The 21,708-nt window shown below is 35.9% G+C and carries 25 protein-coding genes; 24 read left to right on the forward strand and 1 reads right to left on the reverse strand.

Going from position 1 to position 21,708, the window contains the following annotated elements; translation table 11 throughout:
- Window positions 1–94: 94 nt before the first annotated feature.
- The 22 genes from QZ138_RS04120 to QZ138_RS04225 all read left to right on the forward strand — a co-directional run bounded on the left by QZ138_RS04120 (window position 95) and on the right by QZ138_RS04225 (window position 19,813).
- A complete protein-coding gene (locus QZ138_RS04120) occupies window positions 95–3,784 on the forward strand; it encodes an Ig-like domain-containing protein (protein WP_292886528.1) in 3,690 nt (1,229 codons plus the stop codon).
- A gap of 201 nt (window positions 3,785–3,985) precedes the next feature.
- The gene (locus QZ138_RS04125) at window positions 3,986–6,232 is read left to right on the forward strand and encodes a right-handed parallel beta-helix repeat-containing protein (protein WP_292886531.1); all 2,247 of its coding nucleotides are present in this window, start codon (window positions 3,986–3,988) and stop codon (window positions 6,230–6,232) included.
- A 311-nt stretch (window positions 6,233–6,543) separates the two neighbouring features.
- Window positions 6,544–7,845, forward strand: a complete 1,302-nt coding sequence (locus QZ138_RS04130) for a hypothetical protein (RefSeq protein WP_292886534.1) — start codon at window positions 6,544–6,546, stop codon at window positions 7,843–7,845.
- Window positions 7,846–7,909: 64 nt separating this feature from the next.
- Window positions 7,910–8,860, forward strand: coding sequence for a hypothetical protein (locus QZ138_RS04135; RefSeq protein WP_292886536.1), 951 nt, complete (start codon window positions 7,910–7,912; stop codon window positions 8,858–8,860).
- 892 nt (window positions 8,861–9,752) lie between these two features.
- On the forward strand, window positions 9,753–10,058 hold the full coding sequence (locus tag QZ138_RS04140) for a nucleotidyltransferase domain-containing protein (RefSeq protein WP_292886538.1): 306 nt from the start codon (window positions 9,753–9,755) through the stop codon (window positions 10,056–10,058).
- Window positions 10,055–10,429: a HEPN domain-containing protein gene (locus tag QZ138_RS04145; RefSeq protein WP_292886541.1), complete on the forward strand. Its 375-nt coding sequence runs from the start codon at window positions 10,055–10,057 to the stop codon at window positions 10,427–10,429. The genes QZ138_RS04140 and QZ138_RS04145 overlap by 4 nt, the downstream gene beginning before the upstream one ends.
- 258 nt (window positions 10,430–10,687) lie before the next feature.
- Window positions 10,688–11,872, forward strand: coding sequence for a hypothetical protein (locus QZ138_RS04150; RefSeq protein WP_292886544.1), 1,185 nt, complete (start codon window positions 10,688–10,690; stop codon window positions 11,870–11,872).
- Window positions 11,873–12,640: a hypothetical protein gene (locus QZ138_RS04155; protein WP_292886547.1), complete on the forward strand. Its 768-nt coding sequence runs from the start codon at window positions 11,873–11,875 to the stop codon at window positions 12,638–12,640.
- A 67-nt stretch (window positions 12,641–12,707) separates the two neighbouring features.
- Window positions 12,708–12,899, forward strand: a complete 192-nt coding sequence (locus QZ138_RS04160) for a hypothetical protein (protein ID WP_292886550.1) — start codon at window positions 12,708–12,710, stop codon at window positions 12,897–12,899.
- The gene (locus QZ138_RS04165; protein ID WP_292886553.1) at window positions 12,896–13,063 is read left to right on the forward strand and encodes a hypothetical protein; all 168 of its coding nucleotides are present in this window, start codon (window positions 12,896–12,898) and stop codon (window positions 13,061–13,063) included. The genes QZ138_RS04160 and QZ138_RS04165 overlap by 4 nt, the downstream gene beginning before the upstream one ends.
- Window positions 13,053–13,304, forward strand: a complete 252-nt coding sequence (locus QZ138_RS04170) for a hypothetical protein (RefSeq protein ID WP_292886556.1) — start codon at window positions 13,053–13,055, stop codon at window positions 13,302–13,304. The genes QZ138_RS04165 and QZ138_RS04170 overlap by 11 nt, the downstream gene beginning before the upstream one ends.
- A gap of 33 nt (window positions 13,305–13,337) precedes the next feature.
- Window positions 13,338–13,595: a hypothetical protein gene (locus QZ138_RS04175; protein WP_292886559.1), complete on the forward strand. Its 258-nt coding sequence runs from the start codon at window positions 13,338–13,340 to the stop codon at window positions 13,593–13,595.
- Window positions 13,592–14,185, forward strand: a complete 594-nt coding sequence (locus QZ138_RS04180) for a glycosyltransferase family 2 protein (RefSeq protein ID WP_292886562.1) — start codon at window positions 13,592–13,594, stop codon at window positions 14,183–14,185. Before QZ138_RS04175 ends, QZ138_RS04180 begins: the two co-directional genes overlap by 4 nt.
- Window positions 14,186–14,191: 6 nt before the next feature.
- Window positions 14,192–14,821, forward strand: coding sequence for a hypothetical protein (locus QZ138_RS04185; protein WP_292886564.1), 630 nt, complete (start codon window positions 14,192–14,194; stop codon window positions 14,819–14,821).
- A 33-nt stretch (window positions 14,822–14,854) separates the two neighbouring features.
- Window positions 14,855–15,682 (forward strand): hypothetical protein, encoded by an 828-nt coding sequence (locus QZ138_RS04190; RefSeq protein ID WP_292886567.1) that lies wholly within the window; start codon window positions 14,855–14,857, stop codon window positions 15,680–15,682.
- Window positions 15,683–15,759: 77 nt separating this feature from the next.
- Window positions 15,760–16,092 (forward strand): hypothetical protein, encoded by a 333-nt coding sequence (locus QZ138_RS04195; protein ID WP_292886569.1) that lies wholly within the window; start codon window positions 15,760–15,762, stop codon window positions 16,090–16,092.
- A gap of 5 nt (window positions 16,093–16,097) precedes the next feature.
- Complete coding sequence (locus QZ138_RS04200; RefSeq protein ID WP_292886572.1) at window positions 16,098–16,937, forward strand: hypothetical protein; 840 nt, start codon at window positions 16,098–16,100, stop codon at window positions 16,935–16,937.
- A 14-nt stretch (window positions 16,938–16,951) separates the two neighbouring features.
- Window positions 16,952–18,034 (forward strand): hypothetical protein, encoded by a 1,083-nt coding sequence (locus QZ138_RS04205; RefSeq protein ID WP_292886575.1) that lies wholly within the window; start codon window positions 16,952–16,954, stop codon window positions 18,032–18,034.
- Window positions 18,012–18,971 carry a hypothetical protein gene (locus QZ138_RS04210; RefSeq protein WP_292886577.1) on the forward strand — a complete coding sequence of 320 codons (960 nt, stop codon included), beginning with the start codon at window positions 18,012–18,014 and terminating at the stop codon, window positions 18,969–18,971. Before QZ138_RS04205 ends, QZ138_RS04210 begins: the two co-directional genes overlap by 23 nt.
- 63 nt (window positions 18,972–19,034) lie before the next feature.
- The gene (locus tag QZ138_RS04215; protein ID WP_292886578.1) at window positions 19,035–19,328 is read left to right on the forward strand and encodes a nucleotidyltransferase family protein; all 294 of its coding nucleotides are present in this window, start codon (window positions 19,035–19,037) and stop codon (window positions 19,326–19,328) included.
- Window positions 19,318–19,653, forward strand: a complete 336-nt coding sequence (locus QZ138_RS04220; protein ID WP_292886581.1) for a DUF86 domain-containing protein — start codon at window positions 19,318–19,320, stop codon at window positions 19,651–19,653. Before QZ138_RS04215 ends, QZ138_RS04220 begins: the two co-directional genes overlap by 11 nt.
- A gap of 19 nt (window positions 19,654–19,672) precedes the next feature.
- The gene (locus QZ138_RS04225) at window positions 19,673–19,813 is read left to right on the forward strand and encodes a hypothetical protein (protein ID WP_292886584.1); all 141 of its coding nucleotides are present in this window, start codon (window positions 19,673–19,675) and stop codon (window positions 19,811–19,813) included.
- Window positions 19,814–19,860: 47 nt separating this feature from the next.
- Here QZ138_RS04225 and QZ138_RS04230 read toward each other — a convergent pair whose 3' ends face one another.
- Window positions 19,861–20,142 (reverse strand): hypothetical protein, encoded by a 282-nt coding sequence (locus QZ138_RS04230; protein ID WP_292886587.1) that lies wholly within the window; start codon window positions 20,140–20,142, stop codon window positions 19,861–19,863.
- A 139-nt stretch (window positions 20,143–20,281) separates the two neighbouring features.
- Here QZ138_RS04230 and QZ138_RS04235 point away from each other — a divergent pair, with 139 nt between their 5' ends.
- Window positions 20,282–20,770 (forward strand): hypothetical protein, encoded by a 489-nt coding sequence (locus QZ138_RS04235; RefSeq protein WP_292886589.1) that lies wholly within the window; start codon window positions 20,282–20,284, stop codon window positions 20,768–20,770.
- Window positions 20,767–21,705 carry a hypothetical protein gene (locus tag QZ138_RS04240; RefSeq protein WP_292886592.1) on the forward strand — a complete coding sequence of 313 codons (939 nt, stop codon included), beginning with the start codon at window positions 20,767–20,769 and terminating at the stop codon, window positions 21,703–21,705. Before QZ138_RS04235 ends, QZ138_RS04240 begins: the two co-directional genes overlap by 4 nt.
- The last annotated feature ends 3 nt before the right edge of the window (window positions 21,706–21,708 follow it).

Consider the following 21,708-nt stretch of genomic DNA (forward strand, 5'->3'; position numbering starts at 1 on the left):
TTTAATCATAATCCATTCTACTTTTTTTTAAAGGGTATTATTAAAAATGAAATTCAATAAATTTACATTTATATTAATTATTTTTATTATTTTAATGAGTATCAATTACGTTTCTGCTAATGATGTCAATGAAACAGATTTAAACTGTAATTCATTAGAAGGGGATTGCGATAATGTTGTTTTGAGTTCACTAGAGACAGATTTACAAAATGATGAAGTTATTTCAATTGAAAATTCAAATGAAATGGTAACAGAAAATAATAATCCGAACCATATTTATGTTTCACCGGAAGGTAATGGAAATGGTTCTGATGAAAATCATCCAGCTGATTTTAAAACAATATTAACAGATAAAAATTTAAAAGATAATACTATTATTCATATGCAAGATGGAAATTATTTAATCAACGGTACTGCTTCACTTACAGTTTCATCAAAAAATAATATTACAATTGTTGCAGATAATTCTGGAAAAGTAGAAATATGTAATAACTTAGTAAAAAACCCTCAAAATACAAATCCTACATATTACGATTTATTTACAATAAAAGCGACTGGTATATATTTTGAAGGCATTATCTTTTCATCTGTTCAAAAAGTAAAAGCTTCTTATTTTAATCTTCAAACAACATCTATCATTACTTTTGAAAATTGTACTTTTTTAGATAGAAATAATTTTAAAAAAAGTTTTATTAATAGTTTACAAGGGTCTGCCACTAAGGTTTCAATTAATATCAATAACTGTTATTTTTCTTCAGTAGGATATAATATGGTTACTACTAGGGGAGGGAATGTTTTAATTAATAACACTGAATTTAGAATAAACAAACTTGAAAATGATACGTATAATGATTTTCGTTCCATAGGTATAGGACTGGACAGTAATGTTAGTATAATTAATTCTAAGTTCATTTCTAACTATGATTATATTACTTTATTAAATTTAAAGGGAAATTTAATTTTTGAAAATAATACTTTGAATCATTATTATTCATTTAAACTAGAAGAGGGAGGAAAATTCTCTCCACATGCTACCTTAACTTTTTTAAATGGTGAAGAAAGTGTTACTGTAGGGGATAATAGTAATTGGATGATTAATGCTTCTTTAGTTGATGATTATGGTAATATTATTATTTTACCTAACATTAAGTGTACTATTTTTGAACAAGACCCTACACTTTCATATTCTAATGGAGTTTACCAAACTACAGTTACCACTCCTGGTAAATTAGATACATATGACATAGATGGTGTTGAGGATTTTATTGATACTTATTTAAGTAATTGTACTATTATAAAACCTAATATTGTTGTTAAACATTCTCATAATATTACATTAAATACTAGTGATATTAAGTATGGTGAAAGTGCTAATGTGAATATTACAGTTTCTAGTGTGGATTCTGGAAATATTTCATACACTGTAAAATCAGGCAATAATATTATTAAAGAAGAAGTTAATAAAGAATTTTCAAATAATTCTGTCAGTATTGTTCTAGATAATTTAGATGTTGGTACATATACTGTTACTGCTACTGTTTTAGCAACTGAAGAGTATGGGGAAACTACTGTTTCAAGAACTTTCACAGTCAACAGAGTAACTCCTAATATTAGTGTAATAGTTAATAATGTTACTACTTTGGATAATGTTACAGTTAATGTAACTGTTCCGGAAGGAGTAACTGGGCAAATTACTATTCAAATAGGAGAAGTATATGCTGGTGGTGGTGCCGCTAGTAGAATAGTTGATGATAAGACTGTTCAGGTTAAATCTGGAGATAGTGTTATTATCACATATGCTCCATTTGCTGCTAAAGACACATACGCATTAGGATGGTCATTTACAAGTAACAACACTAATTATAATAGTGTTTCAAATAATAATTGGTATAATGGTGAGGGATTATCCAAATTAATTAAATTTGAAGTTGTTAAAGCTGATTCCAATTTAACAATCAAAGCAGATGATGTTGATTGGGGAAATAATGTTACTGTAAGTATCACTACCGATTCCAGATTCATAGGTAACATTACTGTCAAGTTAGGTGATGATGAAAAAATTGCTGAAATCAAAGATGGTTCAGGTAATGTTTCATTTGCAAACCTTAAAGCTGACACTTATAATGTTACTGCTAAGTTTAATGAAACAGATTTGTTCACTGCATCACAAAAGGACATTAATGTAACTGTCAATAAGGTTAATTCCACTTTAACTTTAGATGATATTGTATTTGATTGGAATAAAACAGGCTCAACCACTGTATCCTATTCAGGTGCTACAAATGTTGAAGCTGTTATTGTTGAAACTGGAACTTCTATTCCTATCCAAGGCAATACAATCACTGTATCTAACTTAAAGGCAGGTAATTATACTTTAAGAGTAACTACTGTTGCTGATGAAAACCATACTGGTGTAACCAAAGATGTTAACATTAAAGTTAATAAGGTTAATTCCACTTTAACTTTAGGTGATGACATTATTTTCAATTATGGTGAATCCGGTTCTACCACTGTATCTTATGAGGGTGCAACAAGTGTAGTTGCTGAGGTAGTTGATAATACAGCAAATATTAAAATAGAAAATGGTAATATTACTGTTTCTGGTTTGGATGCAAGTAATTATACATTAAAAGTAACTACTCAAGTTGATGAAAACCATACTAGTATAAGCAAAACTGTTAACATTAAGGTTAATAAGGTGGATTCTGATATTAATATTCTGAATCCAGTAAACTATGTTTATGGTAATGTGGGTCAGTGCAGTGTTTTCAGTGATGGAGTAATTAATTTTACTGCTGTTATTGTTGATCATCCTGAAGCAAATATCACTATTGATAATGGTATTGTCAATGTTTCAGGTTTAAAAGTCGGCAATTACACTTTAAGAGTTACTGCTAACCCTGACAGGAATCATAATTCTGTCTTTAGGGAATGTAATGTTACTGTTAATATGGCTGAGGTTCCTGCTGATCAGGCATTGAACATTACTGTTCCGGCGGACAGTCAGTCACCTACATTCAGCATTAATCTAGATTCTAGTGCTGAGGGTAATTTCACTGTCTATGTTGACGGTAAGGAATGGAGTACTGTAAAAGTAGTTAATGGTAGTGCAAGCATTACTGTAGCTAACTTGCCTGCTGGTAATCACAATATCACTATCAGCTACTCTGGTGATGATAATCATGCTGCGATTGTTCAAAACACTACTTTATCAATCAGTAAGATCGCTACTGGCATCAGTGCTTCCAAGGTAACTGCGGTTTATCTTACAAGTAAAAAACTCGTTGTCACCTTAAAAGACAAGGCGGGAAATATCTTGACTGGTATGAAGGTGACTGTTAAAGTGGGAAGCATTTCAAAAACTTTAACCACTGACAGTAAAGGTCAGGTTTCAGTTGATGTGTCCAAACTTGTTCCAAAAACATACACTGCCAAATTCACATTTGCCGGTGATGACAAATACCTTAAATCTGAAGGATCCGCAAGTGTTAAAATCAACAAGGCAGCATCTAAAATAACTGCTAAAAAGAAAACTTTCAAGGCTAAAAAGAAAACCAAAAAGTACACTATCACTTTAAAATCCGGTAAAAAAGCAATCGGTAAAGTGAAAGTTACCATTAAGGTTGGTAAAAAAACTTACACTGCTAAAACCAACAAGAAGGGTAAGGCTACATTTAACCTTAAGAAGTTAACCAAGAAAGGCAAATACAATGCAGTTATTAAGTTTAAAGGAAACAAATACTATAAGGCAACAACTAAGAAAGTTAAAATTGTATTAAAATAAGTGAAGATTTTATCTTCACATTCTTTTTATTTTTTTAGGATTATTTTGTTGAAATTTTTTCATTTATAAATAAGAACTTTTTTTCGTAAATTTCATTTTACAAAATTATATATTAACCTTCAAACAAAAGATAAATCATATTTTAATTTTTGTTAAAATATTTTTATTAAAATTTAATGATTGATGGATTTTTTGTGGGAGGTGAGAAAGATAAGAGATTCATTGAAAATATCACTGTTGATGTTAATATTTGTGATTTCATTAACGTCCGTTTCAGCTCATGATGATAATGTCACTGACGCGATTCTGGATTTGTCCAATGAAACTGCTAGTGTTTCATCATTGGACACTGTGGATGATGCCAGCACTAATCAGGCAGTAGGCGAAGCGGATGTAGCTGACTTGACAATCAATATCACTAATGATAATGTTGATGATTATTTTGTAAGGGGAGTGCTTAATTCCACTTACTCTGATGCTAAACTGTTCATATCTGAGGATATGGAGGATCTTGGCATTTTGACCGTTAGGGCTAAGAATGTCACTATCTACGGTAATAATCATACATTGAAAAATACTGTTTTCAGCATTGAGGCTGATGATGTCACATTAAACGGTCTGGTATTGAATGTGACTGAATCCTTTGATGATAATGATTATGCGGCAGTCCTGATATGGTATTGCGACAATGCAGGCATTTACAATACGGTTATCAACTACGTCGCTCCATTGAACGCTGATGCCTATGGTATTTATAGTGAAGGAACCAAGTACAAGAATAACCGTAATGTCCGGATAGCCAACAGCACTGTAAACTTAATCGGCAATAACCCAAGCAGTGGTCGTGTTTACGGTATTAAGTTAGAATACTCTCCTAATACTTTGTTTGAGAACAATACGGTCGATGCTCTGTTGCCTTTGCGTACGGTTGCATTTTTGGATACTACTGCTAATTTGGATTCTGAATTCTGTCTGGCAGTGGGAATCAGCAACTGTGATAACCTGTCATTCAACAATAACATTATCAATACCAATGTAAATGTCCGGCCCGAGTGCGCTTATCCTACATTGGACAGCGTGTTCATCTGTGATTCAAATAATTGCAATGTTACCAATAATGTGATTACTTTGATTGATGATATTACCTATAAGGATGAGGCCAATTATCTTTATGCATTGGATGTTTATCGTGCAAAGGATTTGCTTGTTGATGGCAATAGCATTCGTCTGGGTACCAATGGTGGTGCTTATGCTGCGGGAACCGCTTATCCGATACAGTTGACAGGTCCTGCAAGTGGGGTCATGATTAGATACAATAACTTGTACTCCAAGAGCAACGGTCCGAATATTGGTATTTATTCACATAACTTCAATGGTGACAACTACATTACAATTCTCAACAACTACATTAATGTGACTGGTCGTGCGGGCAATCACAGCTGGGCTTTGGTTGCTGGTATTGAGTCACAGGACAACAATGACATCATAATGAACAACATAATAGAAATCCACAATACCGGAGCGGTGAAATGGGATGATAACCTTTACGGTATTTCATATTCTCAGAAAACCGACAGTACACACACATACAGGGTAGTGAACAATACGGTTATCAGTGACGGTTATTACGTTTCACATATGCTGGATGCCGACAACACTACAGTAACCAACAATACGCTAGTAAGAACCGACAAGTATGCCGATACCAATTATGATCCCTTCAAGCGTGGTGAAAATATTGGTGCTGATACTGATAAGGATAAGAATAATGATTTTTCGGGAAATCGTGTGATCACAATATTCGAGTATGGTCTGGAGCATCAAAGCAATGAGGTTGATGGCGGTGATCCGTTTGTTTATGTACCGCCTGAAAACGTCAACGGCAGGACCAATGTCATTAACGGCAGTGGAATTGTTCCTCAAAAGCCTGGATTCCCTGGTGGCAATCCTTTGCTTCCGGGAGGCAATGGCGGTGGTTCAATAAACACCGGTGGCAATGTTCCTGGCGGATTCAATAGTCCGGATAGTGCTGATGGTGACAATGGCTTTAACGGTTTTCCTGACCTGAGCGGTGATGACGGTCAAAGCCTGTCACGCAGGGCAAATCAGGGAACAGATACAAAAACCCTGAACTCATTCAACAATGATGGGACAGCCAGCAACTCATATAATAATGATGTGGTTGCAAGCGAAAACTCAACATCAAGTGAAACTCCAAGTGTCAACGGCATGACCTCATCTGGCAGGTCATCAAGTTCCGCTTCATCTGCCGGTGCCGGTGGAAGCAGCGGTGCATCACAGGATTCAAGCAAGGCTTATGAGATTAGCAAGAATATTGTGGAGAACGGTCCGGATGATATTTTAAAATTCATCGCACTTGCAGTTGTTTGTGAGATTCTGCTTGTTGTCGGATACAGAAGAAAGGAAAGTGAAGACATTACAGATTAACTGCCATGGCAGTTGATCTCTTTTTTTATATTTTTCAAAAGCATCGAATAATTGATTATACGATTAAGCAAACAATTGCTTTTTATATTGACTGCTATTTTTATCGACTGTTTATTTTATTATTTCATATGTATTTCTCATAATTTCTATTTTAATAAGTGTCAGTATATAGGAAATTAATGAGGTTGGTTAAAAAATAAAAAATTTGGATGGCTGGCAGATGATTTCTTTTGTCCTTATATAATCAAAAGTTTATTATATGGTTTATATAAATAATATAATAAAAAATATAATATAATGGATGATTGTTTATGGGAATAACCTCTTTTATAAAAACCAGATTACTCAACAACCGTGTGGAACAGTACAACACCAAACGCAGCTATTGGGGCGAAAATGAAAGGCAACCTAGGACTGATGGAATAAACACCGGCCTTGACCTTGTCGATGCGCTGCCGCCGGTAATTAACAAGACAATAGCCAATGCTCGTTATGCTGTTAAGCTTGACGGTTACACTGCAGGTGTTTTGAAAAACAGAATTGATAAAGCTAATGTTAACATTGTTCTGGTAGATAAGGAAAATAAATTATCTGCGGAACAGAAATTTACTTTAATCTTATGGGCAAGGAAAATTGACATCAGCCAAGTTGCTAAAAATATTCTGCAAGGTGGAATGGTTGATGGTGAAGGTTTAATAAAACCAGTTCAGCGTTGGGACAAATCCATAGGTAAATACATTAAACCAGTATTTTTAGAAATTGGTGCTCACGGCTATGGATTAAAGAAAGAGTTTAATGATGATAATGAAGTGCAGCTATACTTGCATGAGATGCCTAAAGATATTGTTAACGGATCTCCAGAAGAGTTTGACAATTATGTTAGTGTTGAAGAGGGAACATTAACGGTAAAGTACGAACCTGATGAGGTCATTAACTTCATGTACAATGAAATATACTGTGAAGCTCAAAGCATTATCCTGAACTGCCTTGATGATATATACCACAAATGTAATTTGGAACGTAATCAAGTTGAGCGTATTAATAAGGATAATATTATTGAAGTAAAGCCATCACTTGACAGTAACGGTCAGCCTATTGTTACAGAACTTTCAGCAACTGCTAAGGAAAATCTTTATGCAGATTACGGAACAACAGCTGATTCAAACGTGGCTATTGTACCTCCAGGAATTGAAAGTAAAATTTTGGGTGGTAACAACTATCAATCTGACTATACTAGGCAAACTGAAATCTTTAGAAATAATATTTTAAGGACTTTCGTTACTCCTCAGTCTCAAGCAGGTAATGAGAAATCTAATCAGAACGTGGCGGAGTACATTAACGATTCAGCTATTACAGGTTTCATTGTTAATGTGGCCAATGACCAGAAGTGGGTGTTAAAGTATTGTAATCAATTATTGAATATGCAGTTGGAGTTAATGGGCATCAGTGAAACTTTAGACGTTTACTTCAGCTATTCAAGAGATGATGTGTTAAGGTACATTATGGAATTGTCTTCTGAAGGTGATGAAATCTATAAGAATTATCTAAGTAACTTTGAAGAGGAACAGCCTGTGGGTGAAAGAATTATCACTGATAGTGGCGTGGAAATATAATAAATATTTATATAAAATAAGTAATAAAATATATAATAATTAATATAATAAAATTGTGATAACTATGAGACATGAACTTTTTGAAGTAGGATCATATGATTATTCCGACTTGGATAATCGCCTGACAAAACCTGTGAACTGGACTGAAGATGATCTAAAGCTAATAGCTGAAAACTATCGTGGAGGAATTCCTTTAACTTCAGAACATGACAATATCTATGTGGGTATTGGAAATAATATTGAATACGAGGAAGGAAAGCTATTCATTGAAATTCCGGATGAACTGGATATGGAAGGTAAAGGCCTATCTCCTAAAGTTGATGTCTTGTTAAAGGATAAAGGAGATTCATTTGGAATTGATACTATGAGTTTAATAGACGTTGGAGTTACCAAACACCCAAGAAAAATTAGATTGTTGAATTCTGAAATTACAGGAGAGACTGGTCAGGGCGGAAATCCTGAACCGCCAGCACCTCAGCCACCTGCAAAAGACACCAATGTAGCAACTAGTTTATTATTGGAAAAACTGCAAGGCAAGGATGCTGAGATTGGAAAGCTTCAGGATGAAATAAATAATCTTAAAGAAGAGTCTAAAAAGTACGATGAGATTAAAAAAGCTATTGAAGAGAATAAGGAATTCATTGACAGTAAAGAAGATATTCTTAAGGAATTGTCTGAGCTTAGAAAAGCTGAAAATGAAAGGAAAATAAAAGAGTACGAAGCTAAATACAATTTTAACTATAATGAGAACGCTCAAGATAAGGAAATTATTGATAAACTACTCACTGGTGATGTAGATATGGAACTTATGGAAAAACTGGCTGAAAGAAGAATTAAAATTGAAGCTAGCAATGACTCATCCACACCAGGTGGTAGAAAACCTGGAAACGATGGTGAAACTGGCCAAACCGGATCTACTGGCGGAAGTGAAGATGAAAACGCTCCATCATTCACCACTCGTGAAGAGTACAATAAAATCTTAAAGGATATGGGATTCAATAGAACTAGAATATAGCTATGATGGTGTTTTATACTTTTTACACCGGAGCTATAAATCTTCGTTAAACGCTCGTTATTGAATTAGATATAGGGAAGTGTTTGTGGTGTTTCACTTCCCATAATATCTTGCATTGAAACCCTCAATGCCTAATTAAGGAGGGCAAGCTCTCCTTTAATTGCCCACGAATGCCAATGCAAAATAAAATCACGTTTATCAAAACTTAACCTCGAACCGACCGCTAGGGTCGGTTCCTCACTATAATATATGCTCACCAATTCTTTACACCAGGCCTCCACACACGCCTCCCTTGCGGTCGGCGTGGTTGCGGCCTGGCGAATTGGTTCGCTTAAAACATGAGTTGAATATGGTGGAATTAACTACAAATTATTACAGTTAATTGAATTTACTTATGAACAATAATGTTTATCTTGCATTAATGGTAAAATCAAGTTGATTTATAATTTCTGCATATATAAAAGGAACATTAACATTATTAAGCATTAAAAAAAGATATTAATGTTAGAGGTGTGAATTTTAAAATGTTTTGCAAATGGTATTATCATGGCTATTGTGTGGTATTTGGCTGTCCATGTGACTTGATGGGAATGTGCGGAATCAAGGAATGAAGAAAAAGATATCATTTAATGGAATGATGACAATATATGATTCCATCACATAAATATTTATTAATGAGGTAAGGTTTATAAGAATCCGTCGATGGGCAAACTCATCATGGTCAAAGAATAGTTAAAATTAATTTTTTAGATAATTAAACTAATGGTTACTGGTGTGACTGTTATTTTAATTACCTGTTTTTTTCACAAAGTTGTAGTTTCAAAGGTTTTATAATTGATGAGGTTAATATTAATTATTATAAAATTGACTGTTAATCTTTTGGTGATGTGTAATGTATAATAGAATCGAAATTGCTCATGAGTTTGCTGATGCTATTGATTCGGATGAAATTATTAGAATGGTTTTGTTTGGTTCTGTTGCACGTGGGGATGATGGTGATGAATCTGACATTGATATTTTGATTGTTGTTCATCATGATAACAGGGAGTTGGAATCAATTATTGATAATCTTGTTGTTGATTTTATTCTTGAAAAGGAAGAGGTTATTTCACCTCATGTCATGACTGAAGATCATTTCAATAAGACAAAAGATTATAGTTTCCTTAAAACCGTTATGGCTGAAGGTGTTCCCATATGAATGTTGATGAGGTTAATGGTGTTATGGATTTGGCAGTTGAAGAGTTGAGCATGGCACAAATATTATATGATGCTGGAAAGTATAGGGGTTCTATTACTCATTCATATTATGCAATGTTTGATGCTGCTAAAGCATTATTGCTCACTCATGATTTTATCAGCAAAAAACATGACACTATATTGGCTCAGTTCAGCAAGGATTTTGTTCGTGATGGGGATTTTAGTCAAGAGGTTTATACTTATTATTCTAATGCTAAAAAACTTAGAAGAAAATCCAGTTATGATTTTTCAGTAAATTTTGATAAACAGGAAGCTTTTGATTGTTTGATTCAGGCTGAAGAATTCATAATTGAAGCTAAAAAATTTTTATAATAATTTATCTTTTTTTTCAAAAGTATTTTTTTGCTCTTTTTAAAGCTTTGATTTTTCTCATCTCTGGAGAGGTGTTCGTATTCTTCGTAAAATTCATGATGGTTTAAATTAATTTTTTCTATAATTAAACTAACGGTTATGGGTGGGGACTGTTATTTTTATATGCTAATTTTTTCAAAGGATGATCTAACCTTTTGACATGTCATATTACCTTTTTTATTATATTATTTATATAAAAAAGATAATAAAATATTATTTATGACATTGATGAAAGAATTGCAGATTAACATTGCAATGAGTAATTACCAAAAAAGAAGCGGCAGCTATTCATCCAACTATGATTATATATTCTTAGATAACTTGTTGGATAGCTCTCATGCCAGTTCATTCAGAAGTGATTTGAAAAATCTGAAGATTAAAACAAAAGATGGAACCAACTGTCCTGTCTTGTATATTCCAGAATATGGATCTCAACCTGCAGCTATTGTTGTTAGAGTTCCTGTTGGAAAAATTTCTGAAACTACAAAGCTGATCCTTGAAGTTCATGACACCACATTCTCAAGCACATTAACACCAGGTAATGATCTGTTAATGTTTGATGCAAACTCTGATACATTCTCACAATATTTCATGAACTACTCAGGTTTAAGTATCAACAATGACTCAACAGATAATGGAAAATTTCTACGTGCCAGATTTGTTCCAAGCCTTGACGGCAGCTCACCAACATCATTATTTACAACATTCGCTTCAGGACAGTCTTTAAGTAACTGTCGTGTTACTGTAGCCAGATTCAAAAGAATAAAAGGCAATGTTACAGTTAATGATAATGCAACATATCATGGAACAACAAGCGGAAGCATCATGGTGCAGTCCGACTTTAATCTCACAGCATATCAGGAAGATATAAAGTCAACAAGGCTGAACTTTGGTGGAAGCAAGTCATATTGCATGTTTGACGGAGCAGAAACATTAGTAATGGCTAGTTCATTTGATGCATATTCATCAGGTAGTGATGATGGGGGAGATTGGAAACAATACCATTTACATGGCCGTGTAGGTAAGGGAACATCAAGTTCATCTGATTATCTTGAAGGATATAACCGGAACAATCCAACTAAAATATATCAAAAGAATTATGCGGAAGTTGAAATCTCACCAGAATGGTACGCCACAACTGATTTTGACCAATACAATTATGTTGACCTGAAATGGCTATTGATATTTCCATCACCAGTATTTGCAGCTAACGGAATTCCTGAGATTACAGTTACAGAAAAACAAACCAAAACCGGAATCAGATTATTCAAAGGAGAACATGAATATCCCAAAGCCTATAAAGGAAACAAGCTATTGTGGGATGCTAATGATGAGACAATGGAAAATACTGGACTATACATTCCAGATAAAATTAAAAACAAAGATTGGGATTGGGTGTTTTAAATGATTGAAGAATATAGAGAAACTATTGGACATGGCCGTGGATATCCGACAGGTTTAAGCCATGAAGAGAAGATGGATGTAATAGCCTGCCTACTGGACGAGGGTGAGAGAACCTATGTTAATGAGGAACATACTGCCTGGATTTCCTCTGACCAGTGCAGAGTAGGTGAGATGGTAACATTGGATGAATCATCAACAATGAATCATACAATAGTTAGAAAAGCCAAAGAGGGAGAACTGGCATTCGGCTATTTATTAGGAAAGGTTCAGGTTCGCTCTTCAGGACATACATTAGTTACTGTAGCTGTATTGGGTGATGTATTCCGATTAAAGCTTAAAAAGCCAAACGAGTGTATTCATCCAAATGACAGAATCTACATTGACAAAAACGGCTTGTGCAATCCAAATGAAGGTCATGACTTGAGGTTGCTGTCAATTGTCGGTCTTGATGAAACGGATCCTGTCGAATACATTCGAGTATACAGGCAGATGTCTGAAGTTGAAATGTATCCGGAATCTCAGAACTGCATTGATCTTGCCGACTGCAGCTTCGAGCAGGATGAAATAACTCACGTCGTCAATATGATCGTGCCGACGGAGTCAAACATCATGGCGCAGGCCAATTATGTCAAGGATGCAGACGGTGTCACTTATTGTGAACTTCCGGATGTGGCCATTGTCAATAATGTCAGATTCGTATGGGAGGACAACAAGCTCTACATGGAATGGGACGGTTGCGATGATGATGAAAAAGTATATTTTATATAAAAGAAATAATAAAATATATAATAAATTATATAATATAAAATATAATATCATTAGTGAGGTTTGATTTATGACTATAAGGAAGCTTGTCGGAACATTGGAAAACAAAGGCCCTTACATTGACCAGGCAACAGGCCACTGGTTCTACTGGAACGGCACCAAATATGTAGACTCAGGCTATCCCTATGCAGTCAAGCCCATTATAGAATTCAAAATCGAAAATGGAATCTTATACTATTCAATTACTTGGGAGGCACAATGAAATACATCAAATACTTTGAAACTCTTGAAGAATACGAAGATTGGATAAACGTAGAGGAAAACGCTGAAGAAGTCTACAGGACTGAAGAAAAGATTTGTGTTGACGGCATAATACTCAGCCACACAAACAAATCATATGAAGAGGTGGAAAACATTGCTTTATGAATGGTTAGAGCGAAACAGAAAAGACATTGACATAATAACTTCATTTTTAGTCACCATTATACCAATCATCATGATATACTCAGAATCTTTAGGAATCACAGAAAATACCATTCCCTACTGCATACTAATGATTATTTTAGGCATAGCCAGTCATTATGCAAGTAGGATAAGAGGCGATGGGGATGTTGAATACGCAAAGAAAAAAGCTAAAAGAGTTTTGGGATACCCTCAAAAGGAATAGGCTTTTATGGAGAATATTGTTAAGTTGATTTCTATGAAAAACCTAAAAAAGAAAATCATCATCTGTAACTTTACCAAAACAATTTCAAGTGCTGTTTTAACAGCAATAGCTATCAACATCATAATGGATAATGCAACAAAGTACGCTTTAATGGAAGGCATCATACCATTTGCTTTAGCCATCATCATTGTACTATTAATTGACTTGTATCAGTATAGATGTGACAAAGAGGATAAGACTAATTTGAATGAACTTGAGCAAAGAATCCAGAAACTGGAGGGTGACAAGTGAAGATACTGATTGCAGTTCCAACCTTTGAAAGCATCAAACCCGAATGCTTCAAAAGCATATACGGACTCAAAAGACCTGAAAGTTTTAGTATGTACTTTGATTATGTTTCAGGCTATGACTGCGCCAAGGCAAGAAACCAGATTGCCAAAAACGCAATGGCCGGAAACTATGACTACGTGCTGATGGTTGACTCAGACATACAATTACAGCCTGACACCTTAATCAAGCTATTGGAATGCGAGTCAGACATTGCTCTTGGCTGGTACTACAGAAAAAGAACAAAGACAGACGAGACAGTGATATTCACTTTCGGCAAAAACTTCGATGATCAAAACTGCATTACTGGCCAGACCATGATTCATGAAATCCCAAGACCTATCGAAGTCAAAGGTGGAGGACTTGGAATAGCTTTAATTAAAGTGGAAATCTTTAATAAATTATCTTATCCGTACTTTAAGTTCGTCACTTACCCTGACGATTCAGTATTGTCTGAAGATTTATATTTCTGCAATCTGGCCAGTGAAAACGGCTGCAATATCAAATGTAACCCACGAGTTAAAGGAAATCATATATTTGAAATTTTGATGTGATAAAAAATGACAGATACAATTGTTTTATTGGAAGAAAGAAAGGAGATTACTACCTTCTTATTGGATGATGGAGTTAAAACATTGGTCGATAATGTAATAACTACATCTGGTAGTAGTCTTGGATACGAGTATTCCAATAAGTGCATGGTTGATGACATACTCTGTATTTCAGACAAATCAGCAATAGGAAGAGAATCTTTGAGAAAATACACTGGTGACGCTACAGAAGTTCCTGTTGGTGTCCTTGTCAATGAACCGGTTGTAATGACAAACGGCGAGAGAAAAGGAAGTGTACTACTCTTAGGTGGACTCTACAGATTGAAACTGGCTTCCGGCGAAATTGTTAAAGCGGGTGACAGAATCAAACTGACACCAAACGGAGCTATTGTTGACAATGCCGGAGAGTTTCTGGCTTTTCATCCTGTTGCAGACTCTGATGAATACAATTATGTCAATTGTTTCCAAGTAAGTCTTGGAGGTAAAGGAGAGAAAGGAGACACCGGAGATACAGGTGCTGCAACTGTAATCCTCGGGTCTTATGATACTCTCGAAGAACTAATTGCAGCACATCCAACTGCCAACGAAGGTGACGCATTCCTAGTTGCAGGCGAACTATTCGTTTGGCATAACGATTAAAAATTCAAACTAAATAAATAGAGGTGTTTATATATGACATGGAAAAGTGTTGGTGTAATCAAAGGACCAAAAGGAGATACTGGAGAGAAAGGAGAAAAAGGTGACACTGGAGACGCATTCACCTACGACAAATTCACACCAGAACAATTAGCAGGCCTAACCGGTGAAAAAGGTGACACTGGTGCTAAAGGCGATACCGGAGATGTTGGTGCAACAGGTGCTACCGGAGCAACCGGAGAAAAAGGAGACACAGGAGCAACAGGTGCAACCGGTGCAAAAGGAGATACTGGCGAGCAAGGTTTAAAAGGTGACACTGGAGCAACCGGTGCAACCGGTGAAACCGGAGACCCCTTCTCAATCTATAAAACCTACGAATCAGTTTCCGCAATGGAATCAGATGCAAGTAATGTTCCTGAAGGAATGTTTGTAGCAATCCAATCCACAGTAGATGATCCAGATAACGCAAAGTTATACGTAACTGACATGTCCGGTGCAACAGGTCTTAAAGGAGACACAGGTGCTAAAGGTGATACCGGAGCAACCGGAGCTACCGGTGCAACTGGAGATAAAGGTGAAACTGGAGAGCAAGGACCGCAAGGTTTAACTGGTGATAAAGGTGATACTGGTGCTACTGGTGAAACCGGAGCCAAAGGTGACACCGGAAGAACTGGGGACAAAGGTGACACCGGAGATAAGGGAGATACTGGGGATACCGGTGCTAAAGGTGACACTGGTGAAACCGGACCGCAAGGCCCTCAAGGATACAGTACCATCATCAAAGGAAGTTATGCAAGTTATGCTGATTTAATTGCAGCACATCCAACCGGAGAGAACTTTATGTTTACCAATAAAATCCATTAAAATCCCTCAAAAGGAAGTGCTGGCTATTTGCTTAGCGCTTCCTTTTTTTATAAACAAATAATAAAGGTGATACAAATATGGCATGGATAAATGTAGGAAACATTAAAGGCGAAACTGGTGCAAGCGGCCGTAGTGTTAATGTATATAAGGACACATCACACGGCCAAATAATTTTCGTTGGTGAGGATACACAAGCGATAATTTATTTCAGTGAAATCAAAGGAGCTAAAGGAGATACTGGTGCAACTGGTCCTGCAGGTCCGGTTAATATGACTTCAACATTGGATGCCTCAGACACTACAAATGCAGTAACCAACAGTGCAATAGCTACAGAAATCGAAAGTATCCAAACAGCTATCGGGAACATTACCTCTGCTCAGCAAAGCAACCTGACATTGCTTGGGAGTTGATTAATATGTCATATACAGCTCCAGACCTTTCCGATATTCTATCTAATGAGCAGGAACTGAACACCAGGTTAACAAACTTAAAAACTTTACTTGGAAACCAACTGGATGATTTAAACACAAGCCATTCCAGTAATGATTCCATTTCAAAGTTAATAAGTATGATAAGCAATCCGCCGGCATGGAAGATTGAGAGAAGTTCAACATATGCTAGTGATCAGTTGGGAGATCGTGTTGCAGTAACCGGATGTGATGTGTATTCATGGATTAAATACAATCCAACAACATATGTAGATAACGATTACTGGTATCTTCAAGCTTTAGCAAAGAGTACAAATGCAACATCAACAGCATGGGGATTATTCAACACTGGCACAATCAATCCAACAGATAGTTTTGATTTGGTAGTATATGGAAGAGCAATGAGTAACTTTAACAATAATGCTTTTTCAGGTGTAGGTTTTAGCTATGGTACTCCAACAGCAAATTCACCATTCACAGGTTTTTATATTGGAATTACATTAGACTCAGGAACCTATCGTCCAGCATATGCAATATTCAATAACAGTACAACACCAACAATAACAAAAACTGACTATGGAACATATGATTCCGCAAACCAAAAATTCAGATTACATATGATACATGATGGTGATTATTTGGCAGTATACTGGTTTAAGGATAAGGAATTCCTATGGAATGATTGGATTAACATATCAGATTTGCCTTCAGGATATTCCAGTGCAGATTTGAAGATGAGTTATGTAAGCCATGGAACAGGCCTTGGAAGAAATGCATATGTCCCTAGACTGGAGCTGGCCTCACCATGCAGATTAAACATACTATAAGGAAGTGATTAAAATTGTCAATTGCAAGTGATGTAATCAATACAAATACAAAACTAACAGCCGTAAGGAATGCATTGAGGGAATTATTAACAGAGCACGGAATAGTCTATTATAGTGATGATGATGTTTTCACATTAGCACGAAGAGTATGGTTTTTAGTTCATCCAACTAATGGAGCACCTGGAGGCTCATACATTGAGGCAGCTGCAGTCGGCCAACCAGTTAATGTTAGTGTTTACAAGGATTCAGACGATGATGCAGAATTGCCTGATGGTGCGGTTGCGGATTTTATCATAAGCATCAACGGTGAAGAGAAAATCCATATCAAATCATTATTCGATAACGGCACTGCTCGGTGTTCATATGTTCCTGAAAATGCCGGAGATACATTATCAATCAAAGCATTAGTTAATGATTATGTAGGAGTGCATTTTGAAAAGGAAGTATTGGCATTCAGATATAAAGACGAATATACTGTGAGTTCTGATTCATATACTCTAGTTAAATACCCAAGTTCTGCAGACATTACCGTTAGTGAAGTGGCTGAATTCAACAGTTCTTATGATTATGTTAATGCGATTGAAATTTCAAAAACCTACGGTGCCGCACAGGCCGCTTATTTGATACCAACCAGTTTAATTGAAGGTGTGGATTTATCTGAAAAGGGAATTCACTTCTCATCTTTTGTAAGTCCAATGTATTCATCATCAAGCGGTTGGGCTTCAGGAATTTGCCTTCTGAATTCAAAAACATTAACACATTACCGTGACAATAAGATACTGGAACTTGGGGCATATCCCGGTAAAAAGGGATTGCAATATTCAGGACCCGATCATGCAATAAATACGATAAATACAACAACCGGACAGTTAAGCATTAATGGTGCCTATAAATTTAATTTATGGTATGATGGAGCATATGTTAAAGCTACAATCACAGATTACTGGGAAACAACAACTTATTATAGCTATGAAACATCCTCACTTCCTGATGCGATAGCTAATATGGACACGGTGTTTCCAGCATTCATGATTTATGATTACGGTGGAAAAATAAGATTTAGAGAAACATTAATTGAACCATGGAGCAAGGATTAAGATGGCTGAAAAGGAATGGATAGAAATCGGACCAGTGAGAGGAGATACTGGACCTAAAGGAGATACCGGAGACATTGGAATTGGAACTGTAATAAAAGGACATTATGATAATTACTCAGAGTTCATTGCAGTTCACCCTTCAGGTAGTTTAGGTGATGCATATATAGTAGATGGTAGCTATTACTACTGGAACGAAAACGGCTGGGCAAATGCAGGCTCTGTAAAAGGTGATACTGGAGCAACTGGTGAGAAAGGACAACAAGGACCTAAAGGAGATACTGGAGATACAGGAGCTACTGGCGATACTGGACCGGCCGGGGCAAAGGGGGACACTGGAGCTACTGGCACTGGCATCACTATTAAAGGTTCGTATAATACTTATGAGGAATTAATAGCTGAACATCCAACGGGTAATGATGGAGATAGCTATTTAGTAAACGGATCTCTTTATGTCTGGAATGGAGCTGCTTGGGAAAACGTAGGAAGCATAAAAGGAGAAAAAGGAGATACTGGAGCTACAGGTGCAACTGGAGCAACCGGAAGTAAAGGTGATAAAGGAGACAAAGGCGATACTGGTGCAACAGGTCAGGGCAGTGATGAGGAGGCCGGATGGAAGTTACCAGTTGATAAAATACAAACCACAACAACATTGCCGACAGGTGTCAGTAAAGGTTATCGTGTAGCTATTGTAACCAGTTCTGTCATGGCCATTAAAGAGTATAACGGCAGTTCATGGGATACTGAAACACTTGACCAGTATTCAGTGATACCTTTAAAGCATTCTGGAAGTATACAGATGTATTTGGCAAAATCAACCGGACCAGTTTATATGGGTGTTGAATATGGTGTCTTTGGTAAGTTTAGATTTATGACTCAGGCAGCATATGATGCGTTAGGTAGCTATGATGAGGATACAATTTATTTTGTGAGAAGCTAATGTATTTCAAATAATTTATTATATATGAATGTGATAATAATTATTATTGAAAGGTGATTTTTCATGATTTACACTATTGAAGAAATTAAGCAAAAGGCTATTCCAATCGCACAGGAGTATGGTGTTGACAGCATGAGCCTGTTTGGATCATATGCTCGAGGCGAAGCTAATGAGGATAGTGATTTGGATTTTTTCATTGATCGTGGAGATATAAAAGGTTTATTGGACTATATTGGATTTGTCCAAGACCTGGAGGAAATTTTCAAGTGTCATGTTGATGTTGTATCAACAGGAATTGAAGATAAAACCTTTTTGGCAATAATTAAAAAAGACGGAGTTCTTATCTATGAAAAATAATGATATTCAATATGTTAAAAAAATTATTGAATACTGTGACATTGCAGATAATCTGTTGGATGAATATGAACGAGATTATCTTCTCTTTCAAACATCACAATCTTTTCAGTTATCCACAAGCATGTGCATTGTTCAAATTGGAGAATATGTTTCAAGATTGTCCGATGAGTTTAAAGAAAAACATGACAATATCCCCTGGAAGCAAATCAAAGGAATGAGGAACTTTGCGGCTCACCAATATGAACATTTTGAATTTGAAGTGTTATGGCACACCATCACAGAAGAGCTTCCGGAACTAAAAGAAAGCCTATTGCCACTAATATAAATCTAAAGAGGTGTTTTTTATGGCAAGACCAATCGGGACAACTCCTGTTTTTGAAGGTGAAGATGCAATTGCTGTTTTAAAAGAAATGCTAGAAGCACCTACCCAGGAAGATAAAGAATTTGCAAAAGAAATAAGAAATCAGAGGATTGTATTGTTCTAGATTATAACTCCCTTATTATTTTAATTATTCACTTAAATCTTGTCCTTTCATAATCTATTTTTTATCTGCTCTTTTGTCATCTCATGTAAATCGAATGCCCATCGATCCCATAGAAAATATTCTTCATCATCTTCGTCTTCACGGTAATCCTCAAGTGTCCTATTGCATTCTATGCCATATTTGTCTGCAATAGTTTTTATTTTATTGTAATAGTTTTTAGAATGTTCCAGTAGATTATACTCATCTGTCCAGTTTATGTTGTGCTCTCCCTGCACTACTCCTAACCGGTACATGTCATTAAGACATTCTTCATTGTTTTTATGTATCATATATTATTAATTTTCTCTTTTAGGTTATAGTATTTTCCATTAAAAAAGTAGTCCTAATATATAAATCTTTATATATAATAAATAATAAATTATATAATAAATTACATAATAAAGAATTTAAGTGGAGGACATATCCAAAATGGCAGATTCAATTATTTTACTTGAAGAGAGAAAAGAAGTCACAACCTTCCTGTTAGATGAAGGCACCATCACTGAAACTACTGTCACCACTCCAACCGGTGAAACTCCAGGTTATGAGTATTCAGGTACAAAAGTTAAAGTTGATGATGCCGTAACATTATCCGAAAACTCCAATATAGGAAAACCAACTGTTAAAAAATATACCGATGAAGAAAATGAAATCATTTTAGGTATTGCAGTTAACGATCCAGTTACTATGACTGGAGGTAGAAGAAAAACTGCAATATTGGTTTTAGGCCATCTGTTCAGATTGAAATTGGCATCAGGTTTGTCAAACATCAATGTTAATGACAGAATTGCTTTAACTTCAACTGGAGCCATCAAGTCCGATGACGGTGAGTACATTGCAATGCATCCGGTTGAAAGCTCAGACGCATACAACTACATTGAGGTCTTCAGGCCATACGACATAGGTGATGGCCAATGATTACCAAAGGAAACGACACCAAAGTCCAGAATGAGGTAATTGCTCAAACTATTACTGATGAATCAGCCAAAAGATTGAGATTAGCAAGGCTATTTCCAAAACAGGAAATCAAGGAAAACTCCGATTACTATACATATTTCAGACAGAACATCAATCTTGATGATGCAATCAAACGTGGACTTCTGGGTGAGGCAAAAGACCTTGCACCCGGTGCGTCTTTACAAGAGCTGAACATAAGAAAACCTGTAACCGATACAATAAGCATTGACACAGTCGGGGGTGTTTTGAATGTCAATAAGGATGTTTTTGACAGTGATAGAATATCCTTTGAGGATTTGCTGGCTGATGTTGCAACACTCATTGCCAATAAAATCGAGTCCAACATTTACAATACTCTTGTAAGCTCACCTAAGGTTCCAACATACAATACCACACAAACCGAGGACACCATGGAGGCATTCGGTCAGTTCGTCATCAAGGCACAGGAAGCTTTTAAAGGAAGTTCTGGTGCAGGTGCTGATTTGACAATAATGGTGGAGTCCTACAGGACATTAAGCTATATCAAACAGTTGGCATATATGAGCAATAAATTGGTTCAGCCGATAGAGGAAATACAGGCTTATTACGGTGTGGACAATATTGATTTTCTTGGAACAACCCATGCAGACGGCGGAGCAATGCTAGGTGAAAAGGACTATATTGCATTTGACCTTAGAAATGCTCCTTTGACTGTACTTTATTCCAAGTCTTCCGGAACTACTGTTGCACCGATTACATCTGATCCGGATATTGCTGATTTCTATCCTATAATTGAAATCATGCGTAAGGATATCTATGATGAGCTGCCACAGTATACTAAACTCTTTATTCAGTCCAAGGTCGGAATATTGTTGAATAAACCGCATCTTGCCATGACAGGCACATGCAGACCATAAGGT

It is taken from the genome of Methanobrevibacter sp. UBA212 (genome assembly GCF_905233225.1).
Taxonomy (GTDB): Archaea; Methanobacteriota; Methanobacteria; order Methanobacteriales; family Methanobacteriaceae; genus Methanocatella.